The following is a 17630-nucleotide window of genomic DNA, read 5'->3' as shown; positions in this document are numbered from 1 at the left end:
GGCATTGAGCTCAATCCAGTGCGTACGGCAAGCCGGTGGCCCACGCAGAAACTGGTCAGAACCCGACGGTAGGGGCCGTGGGTCTGGCAGTAAATGCGTAATTGCCTGAAAACTCGTAGGAAAAGTCGACACGTCCTATGCCACTGCAGTCATCCGCAGCGGAATTGGCTGTAGGCAAATTCCTGACTTCCCGGCAGCTAAAGCAAGGGCGACGTCATGAACGTCGCCCTTGCAATGGCTTAGTTGCTGACGCTGACGCCGTAGAAGGAGTTCAAGCCGAATGGGCTGATCTTGAAGTCCTGCACGTTGGCGCGCATGGGTTGATACACCGTCGAGTGAGCGATAGGTGTCATTGGGACTGCATCTTTGAGGACGTGTTGCGCCTGTTTGTACAGTTCAGTGCGCTTGGCCTGGTCGGTCGTGCGCTTGGCTTCCTTGACGAGACCGTCGAACTTCTTGTCGCACCACTTGGAGAAGTTGTTGCCGCTGAGCGAGTCGCAGCCGAACAGCACGTTCAGCCAGTTGTCCGGATCACCATTGTCACCGCTCCAGCCAATGATCATGGCCTGGTTCTCGCCACCTTTGGAACGCTTGATGTACTCGCCCCACTCGTAGCTGGTGATCTTCACGTTCAGGCCGATCTTCTTCCAGTCGGACTGGAGCATTTCAGCCATCAGCTTGGCGTTCGGGTTGTACGGACGCTGCACCGGCATCGCCCACAGAACGATCTCGGTACCTTCCTTGACGCCAGCTTCCTTGAGCAGTTGCTTGGCTTTTTCAGGATCGTACTTGGCGTCCTTGATGGTGGTGTCGTAGGACCACTGGGTCGGTGGCATGGCGTTGACGGCCAGCTGGCCGGCGCCCTGGTAAACCGAATCGATGATCTGCGGCTTGTTCACCGCCATGTCCAGCGCCTGACGTACGCGCAGGTCAGCCAGCGGGTTAGCCTCGTTGCTGCCCTTGACCTTGTCCATCACGTTGTAGGCGATGTAGCCCAGGTTGAAACCGGCCTGGTCAGGCATCTTCAGGGTCTTGTCGGCCTTCAGCGCCGCGAGATCCGCCGGACGCGGGAACAGGGTGACCTGGCACTCGTTCTTTTTCAGTTTCTGGATACGTACCGACGGGTCGGTGGTGATGGCGAAGATCAGGTTGTCGATCTTCACGTCCTCAGGCTTCCAGTAATCCTTGTTGCCGGTGTAACGGATGTTCGAGTCTTTCTGGTAGCTCTTGAACACGAACGGACCAGTGCCGATCGGCTTCTGGTTGATGTCGGCAGCCTTGCCTTCCTTGAGCAGCTGGGCAGCGTACTCGGCGGACTGGATCGAGGCGAAGCTCATGGCCATGTTCTGGATGAACGCGGCGTCGACTTCTTTCAGTGTGAACTTGACGGTGTGGTCGTCGACTTTATCGATCTTGGTGATGTTGGTGTCCATCCCCATGTCGGTGAAGTACGGGAATTCGGTCGGGTACGCCTTACGGAACGGGTCATCCTTGTTAATCATGCGATTGAAGGTGAACAGCACGTCGTCGGCGTTGAACTCACGAGTCGGCTTGAAATACGGGGTGGTGTGGAACTTGACGCCTTCACGCAAGTGGAAGGTGTAAGTCAGGCCATCCGGGGAAATGTCCCAGCTGGTGGCCAGGCCCGGGATAACGGCGGTGCCGCCACGCTCGAACTGACTCAGGCGGTTGAACATGGTTTCGGCTGAGGCGTCGAAGTCGGTTCCGGTGGTGTACTGGCCTGGATCAAAACCGGCCGGGCTCCCTTCGGAGCAGAACACCAGGTTAGTCGCAGCGGATGCGAAAGGTGCGGAGGCTAACAAGCCTGCGCCGACTAAAAACGGAATGACCGCGTGTTTAAGCATGTTGGCCTCATGATTTGTTGTCATTTTTTAATATTGAGGTACGACCTCGTGAGTCGTGCCTGCGGATACTTATGCAGGGGCCATACCCAATGCAAGATCCAGAGTGTGAGCGAGCGTTAAACGGTGGCACGTACGTACCTTAATGTCGCATCTGTATAACTTTTGACGCATTTGACCGTTTGCGGGTGGTTTTTACGGTGCAAACGAAGCCCCGAAACGGTGCGCCGGTCACGTTGTGCGCGCCGCATTGGGGCTCGGTGTTACTTATTTATACCCACGCCGTAAAAGGGCGTAAGGCCAAACGGACTGATCTTGAAGTCGGTCACTTCCTTGCGCAGCGGCTGGAACACCGTGGAGTTGGCGATCGGGGTGATCGGCACCTGCTGTTTAAGGATCAGTTGCGCCTGTTGATACAGTTTTACCCGTTGCGCCTTGTCAGTGGTCACCTTGGCCTGCTGCACCAGTTTGTCGTAGGCCGGGTCGCACCACTTGGCGTAGTTGCTGCCCTTGACCGCGGCGCAGCTGTAGAGCACGCCGAGCCAGTTGTCCGGGTCGCCGTTGTCACCTGTCCAACCATAGATCATCGCGTCGTGTTCGCCATTTTTCGCACGCTTGATGTACTCGCCCCATTCGTAGCTGACGATGTTGGCCTTGATGCCGATTTTCTCCCAATCCTGCTGGATCATCTGCGCCGACATGCGTGCATTCGGGTTTGAGGCGCGCTGCACCGTCATCGCCCACAGGTTGATGGTGGTACCCGGCGCAACCCCGGCTTCCTTGAGTAGCGCCTTGGCCTTCACCGGGTCGTACGGCGCGTCCTTGATGTTCGGGTCATACGACCATTGCGCCGGCGGCAAGGCGTTCTGCGCCAGTTGGCCGGCACTCTGGTAAACGGCTTTGATGATTGCCGGTTTGTCGATGGCCATGTCCAGTGCCTGACGGACCTTGAGCTGGTCCAATGGCGGGTGAGTGGTGTTGTAGGCAAGGAAGCCGAGGTTGAAACCGGGCTGCTTGAGCACGCGCAGGTTCGGGTCTTGTTGCATCACTTCGATGTCGGCCGGGCGCGGGTAGCCGCTGACCTGGCATTCGCCGGCCTTGAGTTTCTGCAGGCGTACGGCGGCGTCCGGGGTGATCGAGAAGATCAGGTTGTCGATCTTCACGTCTTCAGGTTTCCAGTAGGCCGGGTTGGCGGCGTAGCGGATCTGCGAATCTTTCTGGTAGCGCTTGAATACGAACGGGCCGGTGCCCACCGGTTTCTGGTTGAGGTCGGCGGCTTTGCCTTCCTTTAGCAGTTGCGCGGCGTATTCGGCCGATTGCACCGAGGCGAAGCTCATGGCGAGGTTTTGCACGAACGCGGCGTCGACGTTGTTCAGGTTGAAGCGCACGGTCTGATCGTCGATTTTTTCTACCGATTTGATCGTGGTGTTCAGGCCCATGTCGGTGAAATACGGGGACTCGGCGGGGTAGGCCTTGCGAAAGGCGTTGTCCGGGTCGAGCAGGCGCTGGAAGGTGAACAGTACGTCGTCGGCGTTGAAGTCGCGGGTCGGGGTGAAATATTCCGTTGTGTGGAATTTCACGCCTTGCCGTAGGTGGAAGGTGTACTGGAGGCCGTCCGGGCTTACGTCCCAGTTGATTGCCAGGCCGGGTTCGACTTCGGTGCCGCCGCGCTGGAATTGGGTGAGGCGGTTGAAGACGGTTTCGGCTGAGGCGTCGAAGTCGGTGCCGCTGGTGTATTGGCTGGGGTCGAAGCCTGCCGGGCTGGCTTCGGAGCAGTAGACCAGGGTGGTGGCTGCGTTTGCGATCGGGGCTATGGCTGTTAGTGCGAGGGTGATTAGTAGTGGTTTTAGGGTGAATCTTTCCATGGAGTCCCCGGGATTTGGAGGTGGTTGTTTTTTCAGGTTAGCGGGGATTTGGGTGTGTTCGGAAATATCGTTTTTCCTGTTGGGGTGTCTATCTCGGTATATCTGGGGCTTTTGGGTGCATATCCGTTGCTGCGGTAACGGCGGCTTGGGGTTCCGCCCTTACGGCGGGTCACTTTTTACAAACGCCGAAAAAGTAACCAAAAACGCTTGCTCCTGCGTTCGGCCCGCTCGCTGGGGCTCGGGGTTCCTTCGCTCCGGGATCGATCCGGGCGCAGCGCCTCCGGTTTGCTTCGCTGCACCTCCTCTCGCTGTGTTTGGCTGCGCCAAACGGTCGCTGCGCTCCCACCCCCGGATCAATCCTTCCACTCAGCCTTCCGACGTCGCCCGTGGATCAAGATCAAAAGCGGTACTCGAGCTAACGCTCATCGTGTTGAGTGGTGAAAAGCGGGTGCGGCGACTGGCTAAGTGATGGCGGCCTGACAGCCGACCAATCTCTAACGGCCTGCACGCCATCCACTGTGGGAGCGGGCTTGCTCGCGAAGAGGCCCGTCCAGTCACCTGATAAAATTGGTTTGTTTAAAGTCGTTTCAAATAACCAGAACCTTCCCACAAGGTTTTCAGGTTGTCCCTCGGACGTCAGCTCTCTAGCCTTGAACTGTCGCTGAAGATTCAGCGATCGGGTGTGAGAACCCGGCAGTTCATAGTCATTCAGTGCCCATACCCGCATAATTGCCGCCAGCCAATACGCTGTATGCAATTACGTTATGGCGGCTCTGTGCGGGCAGACTTTTGTCTGGCCGGGTGCCTATGACCGGTTTCTCACCCCGCACACAGCTGCCACCTCTTCGTCGTGTGAGAAACGGCTTGAGGTGGCCCAACGTCATAGGTGAAATGCATGTCCAAACCCGTCCCAGATCCACCGCTCGAACCCACAACCCCACTCGCCGAAGCCCTCCAAGCCGAAGACCTCGCAAAAAACCGCGAAGCGATCAAACGCGCCCTCGATTTCTACCTCAGCCCCGAAGCTACAAAACCGCGCCCCCCGAGTTCGATGTTCCTCGTCCATCCGGGCATCGACACGGAAAGCCTGCTGGCGCATGCCTGTGAATCCCTGGCCTCGGCCAACACCATGGCCAGTGATTTCGCCGATCAGCTCAGTCGTCCGCAGCGCAATACGGCGCTGGCGATTCAGCAGATCATCATGCTGGCCGAGTTGGCGGTGAATCGGGCGCTGGATCGGGTTGATCCGCAGACCTGAGACCGCGTTATCGTTCATCGCGAGCAGGCTCACTCCTACAGGGGAACGCATTCCAAATTGTAGGAGTGAGCCTGCTCGCGATGGCGGCGGAACATTCACCACAAAATCCAGGCACAAAAAAACCGGCGATCATTCACTGATCGCCGGTTTCTCATTCAGCCCACATCAATTCACTGCATCAGCACTTCGATCGAGCCATCGGCGGTCAGGCTGACCTGGCTGGTGCCGGCTTCTACTTCCGGCGTGACCGGTGCAGAATCCGCCATGCCGGCGGCTTTCATCATCATCGGGGCGCGCATGTACGGTTGTGGGTAGCCGTTGCTGTTGAGGTTCAGGTTGACGATTTTGTAGCCCTTGCCGCCCAGTGCATCGGTGGCCAGTTGAGCGCGGGCCTTGAAGGCGCTGACGGCTTCTTTCAGCAACTTGTCCTCGCTCGCCTTGCGGGTCGGCTCGGCGATGGCGAAGTCCATGCCGCCCATTTTCAGGTCGGTCAGCAGTTCGCCGGTGAGTTTGGACAGCGCGGCGAAGTCGGCGCTTTCCAGGCGCAGTTCGGCGCGTTCACGCCAACCGGTGATTTTCTGGCCCTTGGTGTCGTAGATCGGGTAGCTGTTGCGGCTGCCCTGGCGCAGGGTGATGTCTTTGACTTGCTTGGCCTGGGCCAGTGCCTTGTTCATAGTGGTGCTGACGTCGGCGGCGAGTTTGGCCGGGTCGGTGTTTTGCGCTTCGGTGTAGAGCGTCACGATCATCAGGTCGCGGGCCACTTCCTGGCTGACTTCGGCGCGCAGGGAGATCTGGTTGTAGTGCAGCTCATCGGCGGCCAGCGCCGGAAGGCTGGCGATGCTGCCGACGGTCAGGGCGAGAAGGGCGGCGCTGCGGCGAAAGGTGTGCATGAAGGCTCCTTGAATAATGCGCAGGTGTTGGTTCGTCCCTGCGTGAAACCATCAGACTCTAGCTTCTGCGATCCGGTTCGCCCAGTTACAACTTCTATACAGATGCAGCGGGCCGCTGCGCGGCCATTCGCGAGCAGGCTCGCTCCCACTTTTGAAATGCATTCCTCTGTGGGAGCGAGCCTGCTCGCGAAGGCGCCCTTATAGCCGCCGAAAATGTTTTCGCCATGTGGTCATTTGCCGCACTTTCGCCTCTCAAAGGCGCGGCTTGGTTATACTCCGTGCGATCCGCCTGGAGCGCTCATCAGGAGAGCTCATGCTCGCCCCCGTACAACTGACTTCCGCCACTCGCCAGAACCTCTGGCGGCTGACTTTCATTCGCACCCTGGTGCTCGCCGCGCAGGCCGGTTCCGTCGGCCTGGCCTACTGGCTGCAACTGCTGCCGTTGCCGTGGGTGCAACTGGCGATGACCCTCGGCTGCTCGATTCTGCTGTGCGTGTTCACCGCCGTGCGCCTGCGCACTTCATGGCCGGTGACTGAACTCGAATACGCCCTGCAACTGGCCTGCGATCTGGTGATCCACAGTGCGTTGCTGTATTTCTCCGGCGGTTCGACCAACCCGTTCGTTTCCTATTACCTGGTGCCGCTGACCATCGCGGCGGTGACGTTGCCGTGGCGTTATTCGGTGATTCTGTCCGGCATCGCGCTGGCGCTGTACACCGTGATGCTCACGCGTTTCTATCCGCTGGAAACACTGCCGGTGGCCCGCGAGAACCTGCAGATCTACGGCATGTGGCTGAGCTTCGCGCTGGCCGCTGCGGTGATCACGTTTTTCGCTGCGCGCATGGCGGAAGAGCTGCGTCGTCAGGAAGAATTGCGCGCGATTCGCCGCGAAGAAGGCTTGCGCGATCAGCAATTGCTCGCCGTCGCCACTCAGGCGGCCGGCGCCGCGCATGAACTCGGCACGCCGCTGGCGACCATGAGTGTGTTGCTCAAGGAAATGCAGCAGGATCATCCCGACGCGATGCTGCAGGACGACCTCAAGGTGCTGCAGGACCAGGTCAAACTCTGCAAAGAAACCCTGCAGCAACTGGTGCGCGCCGCCGAAGCCAACCGCCGTATGGCCGTGGAAATGCAGGACGTCACCCAATGGCTCGACGAAGCGCTGAACCGCTGGCACCTGATGCGTCCGGAAGCCAGTTACCGTTTCCAGCGTCTCGGCCAGGGCACCGTGCCGCGCATGGCACCGCCGCCTGATCTGACCCAGGCGCTGCTCAACCTGCTGAACAATGCCGCCGACGCCTGCCCGGAAAATCTTCAGGTGACGCTGGACTGGGACGCGGAAACCGTGACCATAAGCATTCGTGACCACGGCGCCGGTGTGCCGCTGGCCATCGCCGAGCAGATCGGCAAACCGTTTTTTACCACCAAGGGCAAAGGTTTCGGCCTGGGCCTGTTTTTGAGCAAGGCCAGCGTGACACGCGCCGGCGGCTCAGTGAAACTCTATAGTCATGAGGAAGGCGGCACGCTCACCGAGCTGCGCCTGCCCCACGGCGCCCGAGGAGACCAACATGAGTGACGAAATCCAAGTCGAAGGCGAAGAACTGCCGCATTTGCTGCTGGTCGACGACGACGCAACGTTCACCCGAGTAATGGCCCGTGCCATGGCTCGTCGTGGCTTTCGCGTCAGCACCGCAGGTTCCGCCGAAGAAGGCCTGACCATCGCCCAGGCCGACCTGCCGGACTATGCCGCGCTGGACTTGAAAATGGACGGCGACTCCGGCCTGGTGCTGCTGCCCAAGCTGCTGGAGCTGGACCCGGAAATGCGCGTGGTGATCCTCACCGGTTATTCGAGCATTGCCACGGCGGTCGAAGCGATCAAGCGCGGCGCCTGCAACTACCTTTGCAAACCGGCCGACGCCGATGACGTACTGGCCGCGCTGCTCTCCGAGCACGCCGACCTCGACAGCCTGGTGCCGGAAAACCCGATGTCGGTCGATCGCCTGCAGTGGGAACACATCCAGCGCGTGCTGACCGAACACGAAGGCAACATCTCTGCGACTGCCCGCGCCCTGGGCATGCACCGCCGCACCCTGCAGCGCAAGCTGCAGAAGCGCCCGGTTCGTCGTTGAAAGTTTTTCTGGGCAAATGAGCTGGACTGAATGAAACAGGCGCTACCCTGCATCAGGGTAGCGCCTTGGGTTCAATCTACAACCGTGAAGAACGTTTTTGGCGATGAGTATTTTTTTCCACCCAGAGTCGCTTCGCATTGCGCGTAGAGATCCTGCCTTAGCCAGCTCTCCACGGTAGCTTTTGATACCGGGAGAATGAGCTCGTTGTTTTTACTGCCTTTCTGCTCGGATTTCTTTTCGGAGGCATATCCGATCCAGGCAAGATGGATATCAACCTTGGGGTTATCGGAACTGAATTTGACTGTAATCCCCAAATCACTCACCTCACTGATAGACAGTTTGCCATTCTTGATCGAATCGCTGGTTGGAGCATTAAGCGGGTTTTCTACTTTGTTCATGACCAATTCCTTTCGTTGTCAGAGGGGTAACCTGCTCTCCTGATTCACAGCGAATTCCTTGCAGGAGGCCAGCCCAGTTGATCAGCCTGAATAGCCCCCCTCTACTGTCAACTCTGACAGTCCCGATGAACGGTACGTGCGCTCGCTGCGATACTGAAACCCCTGCAAATCTGAACAATCCCTGAATGAGCCAGTCCCACTCTGGCGACGAAACGAACCGATCAACTATGATCGGTGCGTGTCTGTTCTTTTCTTTATCGAGCCTTTTCCATGAATCAGAACGCTGAATATTCCGCGGTCAACGATGCTGTGCGCGGGCAGTTTTTTCGCAAGGTGTGGGCGATCATCACGCCCTACTGGCGCAGTGAAGAGAAGGGCAAGGCCTGGACGCTGCTGATCGCGGTGATCGCACTCTCGCTGCTGAGCGTGGGCATCTCGGTGTGGTTCAACACCTGGTACAAGGATTTCTACAACGCGCTGCAAAAGAAAGATGAGGCGGCGTTCTGGCGCTTGATTCTGTATTTCTGCGGGATTGCAGCGGTGGCGATTGTCGGTGCCGTGTACCGGCTGTATCTGACCCAGATGCTGACGATTCGCTGGCGGGCGTGGCTCACCGAAAAGCATTTCTCCCGTTGGCTCGCCGACAAGAATTACTACCAGCTGGAGCAGGGTGGTTACACCGATAACCCGGACCAGCGGATTTCCGAAGACCTCAATAACTTCACCTCCAACACCCTTGAACTGGGGATCGGCCTGCTGCGCAATATCGTCAGCCTGGTGTCGTTCTCGATCATTTTGTGGGGCGTGTCGGGCAGCATCGAAGTCTATGGCATCACCATTCCCGGCTACATGTTCTGGTGCGTGCTGGTCTACGCCGTGGTGGGCAGCTGGCTGACGCATTTGATCGGTCGTCGCCTGATCGGCCTGAATAACCAACAACAACGCTTCGAAGCCGACCTGCGTTTTTCCATGGTGCGGATTCGCGAGAATGTCGAAAGCATCGCGTTGTATAACGGCGAACCGAATGAGAACCGTCGCTTGAGCAACCGTTTCGGCATGGTCTGGCATAACTTCTGGGACATCATGAAAGTGTCCAAGCGCCTGACGTTTTTCACTGCCGGTTACAGCCAGGCTGCGATCATTTTCCCGTTTATCGTTGCGTCGCCGCGTTACCTCGCCGGCAAGATCGAACTGGGTGAGCTGATGCAGATCAGCTCGGCATTCGGCAACGTCCAGGAGAGTTTCAGCTGGTTCATCAGTGCTTATCAAAGCCTCGCGTCCTGGCGTGCCACCTGTGATCGTCTGCTGAGTTTCCGTCAGGCCATGACCGATAACGAACAGCGCACCCCGGCCATCGATGTGCAGAATCAGGGCAGCGAACTCAAAGTGCACAATCTCGGTCTGGACTTGGCTGATGGTCGTCACCTGCTGACCAATGCCGACATGACGGTGGAGCCGGGCGAGCGGGTGATGCTCAGCGGCCGATCCGGCAGCGGCAAGTCGACATTGCTGCGAGCGATGGGACACCTGTGGCCGGCGGGGCACGGCAACATCCGGCTGCCAGCGGCGCGCTACCTGTTCCTGCCGCAGAAACCGTATCTGCCGATCGGCACCTTGCGCGAGGCCTTGAGTTATCCACAACCGGGCGATACCTATGCGCCGGAGCGCTACGCCGAGGTGCTGGAAACTTGCCGACTGCCGCATCTGGTCGCGCGTCTCGATGAAGCCAATCACTGGCAGCGCATGCTGTCGCCGGGTGAGCAGCAACGCCTGGCTTTCGCCCGCGCCATGCTTTACGCACCGCAATGGCTGTACATGGACGAAGCGACGTCGGCGATGGATGAAGAGGATGAGGCAACGTTGTATCAGGCGCTGATCGATCAGTTGCCGGGCCTGAGCATCGTCAGCGTCGGCCACCGCAGCAGCCTGAAGCGTTTCCACCCTAGACATGTGCGGATCGACAGCGGGCATCTGGTGGAGCAGGCCGTGACCGCTTGATCACCACAACCCCCGTGGGAGCGGGCTTGCTCGCGAAGGCGTCCATTCAGTCGACAAATCGGTTGCCTGACACACCGCCTTCGCGAGCAAGCCCGCTCCCACATGGGGTATTGTGAGGCGGGATGTGATCGTACAACCCGCCTGCGCTATGATGCCCACCAAGCCGAATTTTCGAGACCAGACGTTGACCATGGAAAACCCGATCGACACTCCACGCCTCCCACGCAAGCGCCGCAGCCTGGCTCAGGAGCTGGTGACGGTGCTGACCGAGCAGATCCGCGACGGTCTGCTCAAGCGCGGCGACAAATTGCCCACCGAGTCGGCGATCATGCAGGAGCACGGCGTCAGCCGCACCGTGGTGCGCGAGGCGATCTCCCGTTTGCAGGCCGCCGGCCAGGTGGAAACCCGCCACGGCATCGGCACCTTCGTGCTCGACACGCCGAGCCCCAGCGGTTTTCGCATCGACCCGGCCACGGTCGTCACCCTGCGTGACGTGCTGGCGATTCTCGAATTGCGCATCAGCCTGGAAGTGGAGTCCGCCGGCCTCGCCGCGCAACGCCGCAGTCCCGAACAACTGGCGACCATGCGCGCCGCCCTCGATGCCTTGAACGATAGCGTCGCCCACGCCAGCGATGCGGTGGCCTCGGACTTCGCCTTCCACCTGGAAATCGCCCTGTCCACCGGCAACCGCTACTTCACCGACATCATGACCCACCTGGGCACCAGCATCATTCCGCGTACGCGGCTGAATTCGGCGCGCCTGGCCCATGATGATCAGCAGCACTACATGAACCGCCTGAGCCGCGAGCACGAGGAAATCTACGATGCGATTGCCCGTCAGGATTCCGATGCGGCGCGAGCGGCAATGCGCCTGCATTTGACCAACAGCCGCGAAAGACTGCGCCAGGCCCATGAAGAGGCGCAGGCGCAGGGGTGAAAGGTTACCGTTCCAGTTTAATGCGCAGAGACGGTGATTTCTCTGGTACCTGATTGAAACGTGTGACGATGTAGTGGAGATCGGCAGTCGCTTCGGGAATCAGTTTCTTTTCAAAAACATCTTTGGGGATTAAGAAAATGATTGGCTTTCCTACCTCGGGCGCAGTCAGTACGTGATGGTCGTTCCACGTGTTACCGGAGGTGGTCACTACATGAAAAGTAATTCCGTCACCGACAGATGCATGAAGGTATGGCGGCACTTCTCCGTGGGCAGCTCCCGTCAGTTCGCCAACATAAAGTTTTCCGTCTTCTGCTTCCCTGAGACTTGGCGCAGCGAAAGCTTTAGCTTGTGCGGTCATGATCAAACTCCGTTTCAATATCCATCAAACCGTTTGAAGGCAAGCTGATTACGGCGTTACCTGGCGGAGCCGGTTCGTTAACTCCTTGAACATTGAAGCCGGGAGAGGATTGATCTGGCACCTGTAAGAAATACCAGTTTCGACGAACGGTCTTAGTCACGGGCCCTTCGCGAGCAAGCCCGCTCCCACACTTGAAATGCATTCAACGTGGGAGCGGGCTTGCTCGCGAAGGGGCCGGTGAGTTCAGCGCGGCAATATCGAGCGGTCCACCCTCACTGCCAGTTGCGCTTTCCCCGGCTTGGCAGTAAACGCTACCAAACCGTCCTCATCCACAATCCCCCGCGCAATCGGCTTGCCATCTGCCAGCAACTCCAGCGGTGCACCTTGCAGCGATTGCCCCGATGCCAGTTCCAGTTTCAATCTGATCGTCATGCTCATTCTCCTTGATTGACGTTGCCCGTCGGGTGGTAATCCTTGAGCAGCAGGTACGTGCTCCAGCCCCACCAGTCGTCGACGGTGGCGGTGTCGTTGAGGTTGTTCACATCTTTGCGCCGCAGCACCTTGCCGCCTTCGACGCGGAACAGCGGCGCGAAGTTATTCGAAAGATTCAGCACCGCCGTCAGATCCGGCAGGCGTTGCAGCGCGGCAAACGTCGAAGGGGCGGGCACGTTGCCGCTGAGGTAAGCGGCGAAGACTTCATCCGCCGAGGCCTGCACCGTTAGATTGACCTGGGTGCGGTTGTCCGCGTCGCTGGTTTCGAAGTAGCGCTTGTCGCCGTACGCGCGCCATTGATCGCCATGGGCGTTGCGCACTTTGAGGCCGAATTTGCTGTCTTCGTCGTGCATGAAACGGGTCACCAGCGAGCCGAGATCGCTCGGCGTGACCACCGCCGCCATCTCCTTGCGCGGCACCCGCAGGTGGCCGGCAGAGAACAGGTCAGTGAGGAAGTGGTCGGCAAATGCGTTCATCGCGTAGGCCCGTTCCAATCGTTGTTCATCGTGAGTGGCGCGGGCCGCGACTGCGGTTTGCAGGGAGGCGGTGTGGCCGGCGATGTAGGCCAGTCTGGCCCATTCGCCGAAGTGGTCGGCGTTGTTCGCCGCCAGTTTCAGATAACGTCCGAGCGGGAACAGCGCGGAGACAAAACTGCCGCCACCGGTGATCTTGTTCCACTCTTCGGACAACGTATCTCCGAGCGCGTCGTAGGCTTCGTGCGGTGCTCTGCCGTCCTTGATCGCCTGTTTAACCGCGTCGATCTCTTTTTGCATGACCGCGAGAATCTGTGTGGCCTCGGCGCGGGAGGCCGGCAGCACGGCGAGAGAGTCGAAGGCAGCATTGAAACGGTTCAGGCGATCGGCCGGGGTCGCGCCTTCGTTGATCGGTCGATCGACCACGCCGTAGAAATCTCCAGCCAGCGCCACTACCTGGCCGTAGGTCAGCGCTAGACCGTTGGGCAAGTGCAAGGGCAGGTTTTGCGCGCGAACCGGCTCGGCGTTTTCGCTGAAGCGCAGCAGGGTGTTATCGCCGATGGCCGTGTGTTCAGCGCCTTCAAAGCGCAGTGGCGGTCGAATGTTCAACGCTTTGCCGGGGAGGGCGGTGGCCGGTTCGACATCGCTGTGGGCGTCGGCGATGTGCAGCAGCAGATGCGGATTGTCGGTGCTGAAGTGGATGCCGTTTACAGTGAAAAGATCATCGAAACGGGCGGTGACCGGTTTGGGTCGTTCCTGGGGTTTTGCATGCAGTCCGGACATTTCTAGCTCCTTGATATGTCGTCGGTGATTTATTTTTATCTGTATGGATATACAGTAAAAACGAGCCTAGCCCAGATTTTTCCTACGTCAAGAACGAATCTTGTCCGACAAAAAGTGTGAGGCGACGATGAAATGCAGTTGACGGTTATCTTTTAAGTTGTACGATGACCTACAACTTCAGCACTGGCTGAACCATAAAACTCACAAAAAATGTTGCTACCCAGGGTGTTCGAAAAATGAATCCACAAGAACTGAAGTCCATCCTCTCCGCCGGTCTGCTGTCGTTCCCGGTCACCGATTTCAATGCCCAGGGCGATTTCAACCGCGCTGGCTACATCAAACGTCTGGAATGGCTGGCCCCGTACGGCGCGTCGGCACTGTTCGCCGCCGGCGGCACCGGTGAGTTCTTCTCCCTGGCAGCCAGCGAATACTCGGAAATCATCAAGACCGCGGTCGATACCTGCGCCACCAGCGTGCCGATTCTGGCCGGTGTCGGCGGCTCGACCCGCCAAGCCATCGAGTACGCCCAGGAAGCCGAGCGTCTGGGCGCCAAAGGTCTGTTGCTGCTGCCGCATTACCTGACCGAAGCCAGCCAGGACGGCGTTGCCGCCCACGTTGAAGCGGTGTGCAAATCGGTGAACATCGGCGTGGTGGTCTACAACCGCAACGTCTGCCGCCTGACCGCGCCACTGCTGGAACGTCTGGCCGAGCGCTGCCCGAACCTGATCGGCTACAAGGACGGTCTGGGCGATATCGAGTTGATGGTGTCGATCCGTCGCCGCCTCGGTGATCGCTTCAGCTACCTCGGTGGCTTGCCGACCGCCGAAGTCTACGCCGCTGCCTACAAGGCTTTGGGCGTGCCGGTTTACTCCTCGGCGGTGTTCAACTTCATCCCGAAAACCGCGATGGATTTCTACCACGCGATTGCTCGCGAAGATCACGCCACCGTCGGCAAGATCATCGACGACTTCTTCCTGCCGTACCTCGACATCCGCAACCGCAAAGCCGGTTATGCCGTGAGCATCGTCAAGGCAGGCGCCAAGATCGCCGGCTATGACGCAGGCCCGGTGCGGGCGCCGCTGACCGACCTGACCGGCGAAGAGTACGAAATGCTCGCTGCGCTGATCGACAAGCAAGGCGCGCAATAAACACCGACCCACAAGGCCGCTGAGCAATCAGCGGCTTTTGCGTAGAGAGGAGAATTTTCTGTGGCTGATTCCAAGCGTTACGACAACTACATCAACGGTGAATGGGTCGCCGGTGCCGACTACTCGGCCAACATCAACCCGTCAGAGTTGAGCGATACCATCGGCGATTACGCCAAGGCTGACCTGACTCAGGTTCACGCCGCCATCGATGCGGCCCGCGCCGCGTTCCCGGCGTGGTCGACTTCGGGCATTCAGGCCCGTCACGATGCGCTGGATAAAGTCGGCACGGAAATCCTCGCCCGTCGCGAAGAACTCGGCACCCTGCTGGCCCGGGAAGAGGGCAAGACCCTGCCCGAAGCCATCGGCGAAGTGACCCGCGCCGGCAACATTTTCAAGTTCTTCGCCGGTGAATGCCTGCGTCTGTCCGGCGACTACGTGCCGTCGGTGCGCCCGGGCGTCAACGTCGAAGTGACCCGCGAAGCCCTCGGCGTGGTCGGCCTGATCACTCCGTGGAACTTCCCGATTGCGATTCCGGCGTGGAAGATCGCCCCGGCGCTGGCTTACGGCAACTGCGTGGTGCTGAAACCGGCGGATCTGGTGCCGGGCTGTGCCTGGGCGCTGGCGGAAATCATCTCCCGCGCAGGCTTCCCGGCCGGCGTGTTCAATCTGGTGATGGGCAGCGGCCGGGTGGTTGGCGAGGCGCTGGTCAACAGCCCGAAAGTCGATGGCATCAGCTTCACCGGTTCGGTGGGCGTGGGTCGGCAGATCGCCGTTAATTGCGTGTCGCGCCAGGCCAAGGTGCAGCTGGAAATGGGCGGCAAGAACCCGCAGATCATTCTCGACGACGCCGACCTCAAACAAGCGGTCGAGCTGTCGGTACAGAGCGCGTTCTACTCCACCGGCCAGCGTTGCACGGCGTCGAGCCGCCTGATCGTCACCGCCGGGATTCACGACAAATTCGTCGAAGCGATGGCCGAGCGCATGCAGTCGATCAAGGTCGGCCACGCGCTGAAATCCGGCACCGACATCGGTCCGGTGGTTTCCCAGGCGCAGCTTGAACAGGACATGAAGTACATCGACATCGGCCAGTCCGAAGGTGCACGTCTGGTCAGCGGCGGTGGTCTGGTGACTTGCGACACTGAAGGCTACTTCCTCGCGCCAGCGCTGTTTGCCGACAGCGAAGCGTCGATGCGCATCAGCCGTGAAGAGATCTTCGGCCCGGTGGCCAACGTCGTTCGTGTGGCCGATTACGAGGCGGCGCTGGCGATGGCCAACGACACCGAGTTCGGTCTGTCGGCTGGTATCGCCACCACGTCGCTGAAGTACGCCAACCACTTCAAGCGTCATTCGCAGGCCGGGATGGTGATGGTCAACCTGCCGACCGCCGGTGTCGATTATCACGTTCCGTTCGGTGGCCGTAAGGGTTCATCCTATGGCTCACGTGAGCAAGGGCGCTATGCGCAAGAGTTCTACACCGTGGTGAAAACCGCCTACATCGCTTCCTGATACACGCAATACCTGTGGGAGCTGGCTTGCCAGCGATGCGGACGACGCGATATGTCCTCGTACCGCGGTGATGCCATCGCTGGCAAGCCAGCTCCCACAAAAGCAACACCAAAGAAGATTCACCCGCGCATAAAAATAATCAGTGGGAGTACATCTACATGCAATCGTCCAAGCCGACTCACGTCCGCTATTTGATCCTGCTCATGCTGTTTCTGGTGACCACGATCAACTACGCCGACCGCGCGACCATCGCCATCGCCGGTTCCAGCCTGCAAAAAGACCTCGGCATCGACGCGGTCACCCTCGGCTACATCTTCTCTGCTTTCGGCTGGGCCTACGTCGCCGGGCAGATTCCCGGTGGCTGGCTGCTCGATCGCTTCGGCTCGAAAAAAGTCTATGCCCTGAGCATTTTCACCTGGTCGCTGTTCACCGTGCTGCAAGGCTTTGTCGGTGAATTCGGCATGTCCACGGCGATCGTCGCGCTGTTCATGCTGCGCTTTCTGGTGGGTCTGGCCGAAGCGCCGTCGTTCCCCGGCAACGCGCGCATTGTCGCGGCCTGGTTCCCGACTGCAGAACGCGGTACCGCCTCGGCGATCTTCAACTCGGCGCAATACTTCGCCACCGTGCTGTTCGCACCGCTGATGGGCTGGATCGTCTATACCTTCGGCTGGGAACACGTATTCATCGTCATGGGCCTGTTCGGCATCGTGTTCTCGGGGATCTGGCTCAAGGTTATCCACAGCCCGCGTCAACACCCGCTGGCCAACGAAGCCGAAGTGCAGTTCATCGCCGACAACGGCGGCATGGTCGACATGGACGTCAAGCAAGGCAAAAAATCCGACGGTCCGAAGTGGGATTACATCCGTCAGTTGCTGACCAACCGCATGATGCTCGGTGTATATCTGGGTCAGTACTGCATCAACGGCATCACCTATTTCTTCCTGACCTGGTTCCCGGTGTACCTGGTGCAGGAGCGTGGCATGACCATCCTCAAGGCCGGTTTTATCGCCTCGTTACCGGCGATCTGCGGTTTCATAGGTGGCGTGCTTGGCGGGGTGATTTCCGATTACTTGCTGCGCAAAGGGCATTCGCTGACCTTCGCCCGCAAGGCACCGATCATCGCCGGTCTGCTGGTGTCGAGCAGCATCGTCGCTTGCAACTATGTTGATGTGGAGTGGATGGTGGTTGGCTTCATGGCTTTGGCATTCTTCGGCAAAGGCGTGGGCGCGCTCGGTTGGGCAGTGGTGTCCGACACTTCGCCAAAACAGATCGCCGGTCTGAGCGGTGGCCTGTTCAATACCTTCGGCAACATCGCCTCGATTACTACGCCGATCGTGATTGGCTACATCATCAGCTCCACCGGTTCGTTCAAGTGGGCGCTGGTGTTTGTCGGTGCCAACGCACTGGTTGCGGTGTTCAGCTACCTGGTGATCGTCGGTCCGATCAAACGTGTGGTGCTCAAAGAGCCGCCAACCAACGGTGGTTCTGAAATCACCGGCAAATTGTCTCAAGCGCATTCCTGAGGAGCGGCGT

General features: G+C 59.3%; 15 protein-coding genes. 8 read left to right on the top strand and 7 right to left on the bottom strand.

Annotated elements, in window-relative coordinates; translation table 11 throughout:
- Positions 1-239 precede the first annotated feature (239 nt).
- The gene (locus HDC30_RS20815; protein ID WP_027610816.1) at positions 240-1865 is read right to left on the bottom strand and encodes an ABC transporter substrate-binding protein; all 1626 of its coding nucleotides are present in this window, start codon (positions 1863-1865) and stop codon (positions 240-242) included.
- 260 nt (positions 1866-2125) lie between these two features.
- Positions 2126-3727, bottom strand: coding sequence for an ABC transporter substrate-binding protein (locus HDC30_RS20810; RefSeq protein WP_027610817.1), 1602 nt, complete (start codon positions 3725-3727; stop codon positions 2126-2128).
- A gap of 895 nt (positions 3728-4622) precedes the next feature.
- Here HDC30_RS20810 and HDC30_RS20805 point away from each other — a divergent pair.
- Complete coding sequence (locus HDC30_RS20805; RefSeq protein ID WP_027610818.1) at positions 4623-4985, top strand: DUF6124 family protein; 363 nt, start codon at positions 4623-4625, stop codon at positions 4983-4985.
- 170 nt (positions 4986-5155) lie between these two features.
- On the opposite strand, the gene HDC30_RS20800 is transcribed toward HDC30_RS20805, so the two are convergent.
- The gene (locus HDC30_RS20800; protein WP_027610819.1) at positions 5156-5875 is read right to left on the bottom strand and encodes an SIMPL domain-containing protein; all 720 of its coding nucleotides are present in this window, start codon (positions 5873-5875) and stop codon (positions 5156-5158) included.
- Positions 5876-6188: 313 nt separating this feature from the next.
- Here HDC30_RS20800 and HDC30_RS20795 point away from each other — a divergent pair, with 313 nt between their 5' ends.
- Both HDC30_RS20795 and HDC30_RS20790 read left to right on the top strand, forming a co-directional pair.
- The gene (locus tag HDC30_RS20795) at positions 6189-7451 is read left to right on the top strand and encodes an ATP-binding protein (RefSeq protein ID WP_027610820.1); all 1263 of its coding nucleotides are present in this window, start codon (positions 6189-6191) and stop codon (positions 7449-7451) included.
- Positions 7444-8004, top strand: a complete 561-nt coding sequence (locus HDC30_RS20790; protein ID WP_003221630.1) for a response regulator transcription factor — start codon at positions 7444-7446, stop codon at positions 8002-8004. Before HDC30_RS20795 ends, HDC30_RS20790 begins: the two co-directional genes overlap by 8 nt.
- A gap of 71 nt (positions 8005-8075) precedes the next feature.
- Here HDC30_RS20790 and HDC30_RS20785 read toward each other — a convergent pair whose 3' ends face one another.
- Entirely contained in the window at positions 8076-8402 is a 327-nt protein-coding gene (locus HDC30_RS20785; RefSeq protein WP_183784666.1) for a hypothetical protein, read from the bottom strand.
- Between the two features lie 270 nt (positions 8403-8672).
- On the opposite strand from HDC30_RS20785, the gene HDC30_RS20780 reads away from it, so the two are divergent.
- Both HDC30_RS20780 and HDC30_RS20775 read left to right on the top strand, forming a co-directional pair.
- The gene (locus HDC30_RS20780) at positions 8673-10400 is read left to right on the top strand and encodes an ABC transporter ATP-binding protein/permease (protein ID WP_183784664.1); all 1728 of its coding nucleotides are present in this window, start codon (positions 8673-8675) and stop codon (positions 10398-10400) included.
- 190 nt (positions 10401-10590) lie between these two features.
- Positions 10591-11337 carry a FadR/GntR family transcriptional regulator gene (locus HDC30_RS20775; RefSeq protein WP_177325602.1) on the top strand — a complete coding sequence of 249 codons (747 nt, stop codon included), beginning with the start codon at positions 10591-10593 and terminating at the stop codon, positions 11335-11337.
- Between the two features lie 4 nt (positions 11338-11341).
- Here the strand turns inward: HDC30_RS20775 and HDC30_RS20770 are convergent, their stop codons facing one another.
- From HDC30_RS20770 to HDC30_RS20760, 3 genes are all read right to left on the bottom strand, one after another.
- Positions 11342-11695 carry a hypothetical protein gene (locus HDC30_RS20770; protein ID WP_115988217.1) on the bottom strand — a complete coding sequence of 118 codons (354 nt, stop codon included), beginning with the start codon at positions 11693-11695 and terminating at the stop codon, positions 11342-11344.
- Positions 11696-11938: 243 nt separating this feature from the next.
- The gene (locus HDC30_RS20765; protein WP_183784662.1) at positions 11939-12127 is read right to left on the bottom strand and encodes a hypothetical protein; all 189 of its coding nucleotides are present in this window, start codon (positions 12125-12127) and stop codon (positions 11939-11941) included.
- A gap of 2 nt (positions 12128-12129) precedes the next feature.
- Positions 12130-13443: a phospholipase gene (locus tag HDC30_RS20760; RefSeq protein ID WP_183784660.1), complete on the bottom strand. Its 1314-nt coding sequence runs from the start codon at positions 13441-13443 to the stop codon at positions 12130-12132.
- A gap of 236 nt (positions 13444-13679) precedes the next feature.
- Here HDC30_RS20760 and kdgD point away from each other — a divergent pair, with 236 nt between their 5' ends.
- The 3 genes from kdgD to HDC30_RS20745 all read left to right on the top strand — a co-directional run bounded on the left by kdgD (position 13680) and on the right by HDC30_RS20745 (position 17620).
- Entirely contained in the window at positions 13680-14591 is a 912-nt protein-coding gene (kdgD, locus tag HDC30_RS20755; RefSeq protein WP_007981458.1) for a 5-dehydro-4-deoxyglucarate dehydratase, read from the top strand.
- Between the two features lie 60 nt (positions 14592-14651).
- Complete coding sequence (locus HDC30_RS20750; RefSeq protein ID WP_183784658.1) at positions 14652-16097, top strand: aldehyde dehydrogenase family protein; 1446 nt, start codon at positions 14652-14654, stop codon at positions 16095-16097.
- Positions 16098-16255: 158 nt separating this feature from the next.
- Positions 16256-17620 carry an MFS transporter gene (locus HDC30_RS20745; protein ID WP_098967198.1) on the top strand — a complete coding sequence of 455 codons (1365 nt, stop codon included), beginning with the start codon at positions 16256-16258 and terminating at the stop codon, positions 17618-17620.
- Positions 17621-17630: the final 10 nt, after the last annotated feature.

The organism is Pseudomonas sp. JAI115 (assembly GCF_014200835.1).
GTDB lineage: Bacteria > Pseudomonadota > Gammaproteobacteria > Pseudomonadales > Pseudomonadaceae > Aquipseudomonas > Aquipseudomonas putida_A.
The sequence above is the reverse complement of the archived record's forward strand: the minus strand, read 5'-3'. Positions and strand labels throughout refer to the sequence as shown.

Coding starts and splice junctions, on each gene's coding strand:
- HDC30_RS20815 (WP_027610816.1), bottom strand. CDS start 1,865: ATGCTTAAACACGCGGTCATTCCGTTTTTAGTCGGCGCAGGCTTGTTA.
- HDC30_RS20810 (WP_027610817.1), bottom strand. CDS start 3,727: ATGGAAAGATTCACCCTAAAACCACTACTAATCACCCTCGCACTAACA.
- HDC30_RS20805 (WP_027610818.1), top strand. CDS start 4,623: ATGTCCAAACCCGTCCCAGATCCACCGCTCGAACCCACAACCCCACTC.
- HDC30_RS20800 (WP_027610819.1), bottom strand. CDS start 5,875: ATGCACACCTTTCGCCGCAGCGCCGCCCTTCTCGCCCTGACCGTCGGC.
- HDC30_RS20795 (WP_027610820.1), top strand. CDS start 6,189: ATGCTCGCCCCCGTACAACTGACTTCCGCCACTCGCCAGAACCTCTGG.
- HDC30_RS20790 (WP_003221630.1), top strand. CDS start 7,444: ATGAGTGACGAAATCCAAGTCGAAGGCGAAGAACTGCCGCATTTGCTG.
- HDC30_RS20785 (WP_183784666.1), bottom strand. CDS start 8,402: ATGAACAAAGTAGAAAACCCGCTTAATGCTCCAACCAGCGATTCGATC.
- HDC30_RS20780 (WP_183784664.1), top strand. CDS start 8,673: ATGAATCAGAACGCTGAATATTCCGCGGTCAACGATGCTGTGCGCGGG.
- HDC30_RS20775 (WP_177325602.1), top strand. CDS start 10,591: ATGGAAAACCCGATCGACACTCCACGCCTCCCACGCAAGCGCCGCAGC.
- HDC30_RS20770 (WP_115988217.1), bottom strand. CDS start 11,695: ATGACCGCACAAGCTAAAGCTTTCGCTGCGCCAAGTCTCAGGGAAGCA.
- HDC30_RS20765 (WP_183784662.1), bottom strand. CDS start 12,127: ATGACGATCAGATTGAAACTGGAACTGGCATCGGGGCAATCGCTGCAA.
- HDC30_RS20760 (WP_183784660.1), bottom strand. CDS start 13,443: ATGTCCGGACTGCATGCAAAACCCCAGGAACGACCCAAACCGGTCACC.
- kdgD (WP_007981458.1), top strand. CDS start 13,680: ATGAATCCACAAGAACTGAAGTCCATCCTCTCCGCCGGTCTGCTGTCG.
- HDC30_RS20745 (WP_098967198.1), top strand. CDS start 16,256: ATGCAATCGTCCAAGCCGACTCACGTCCGCTATTTGATCCTGCTCATG.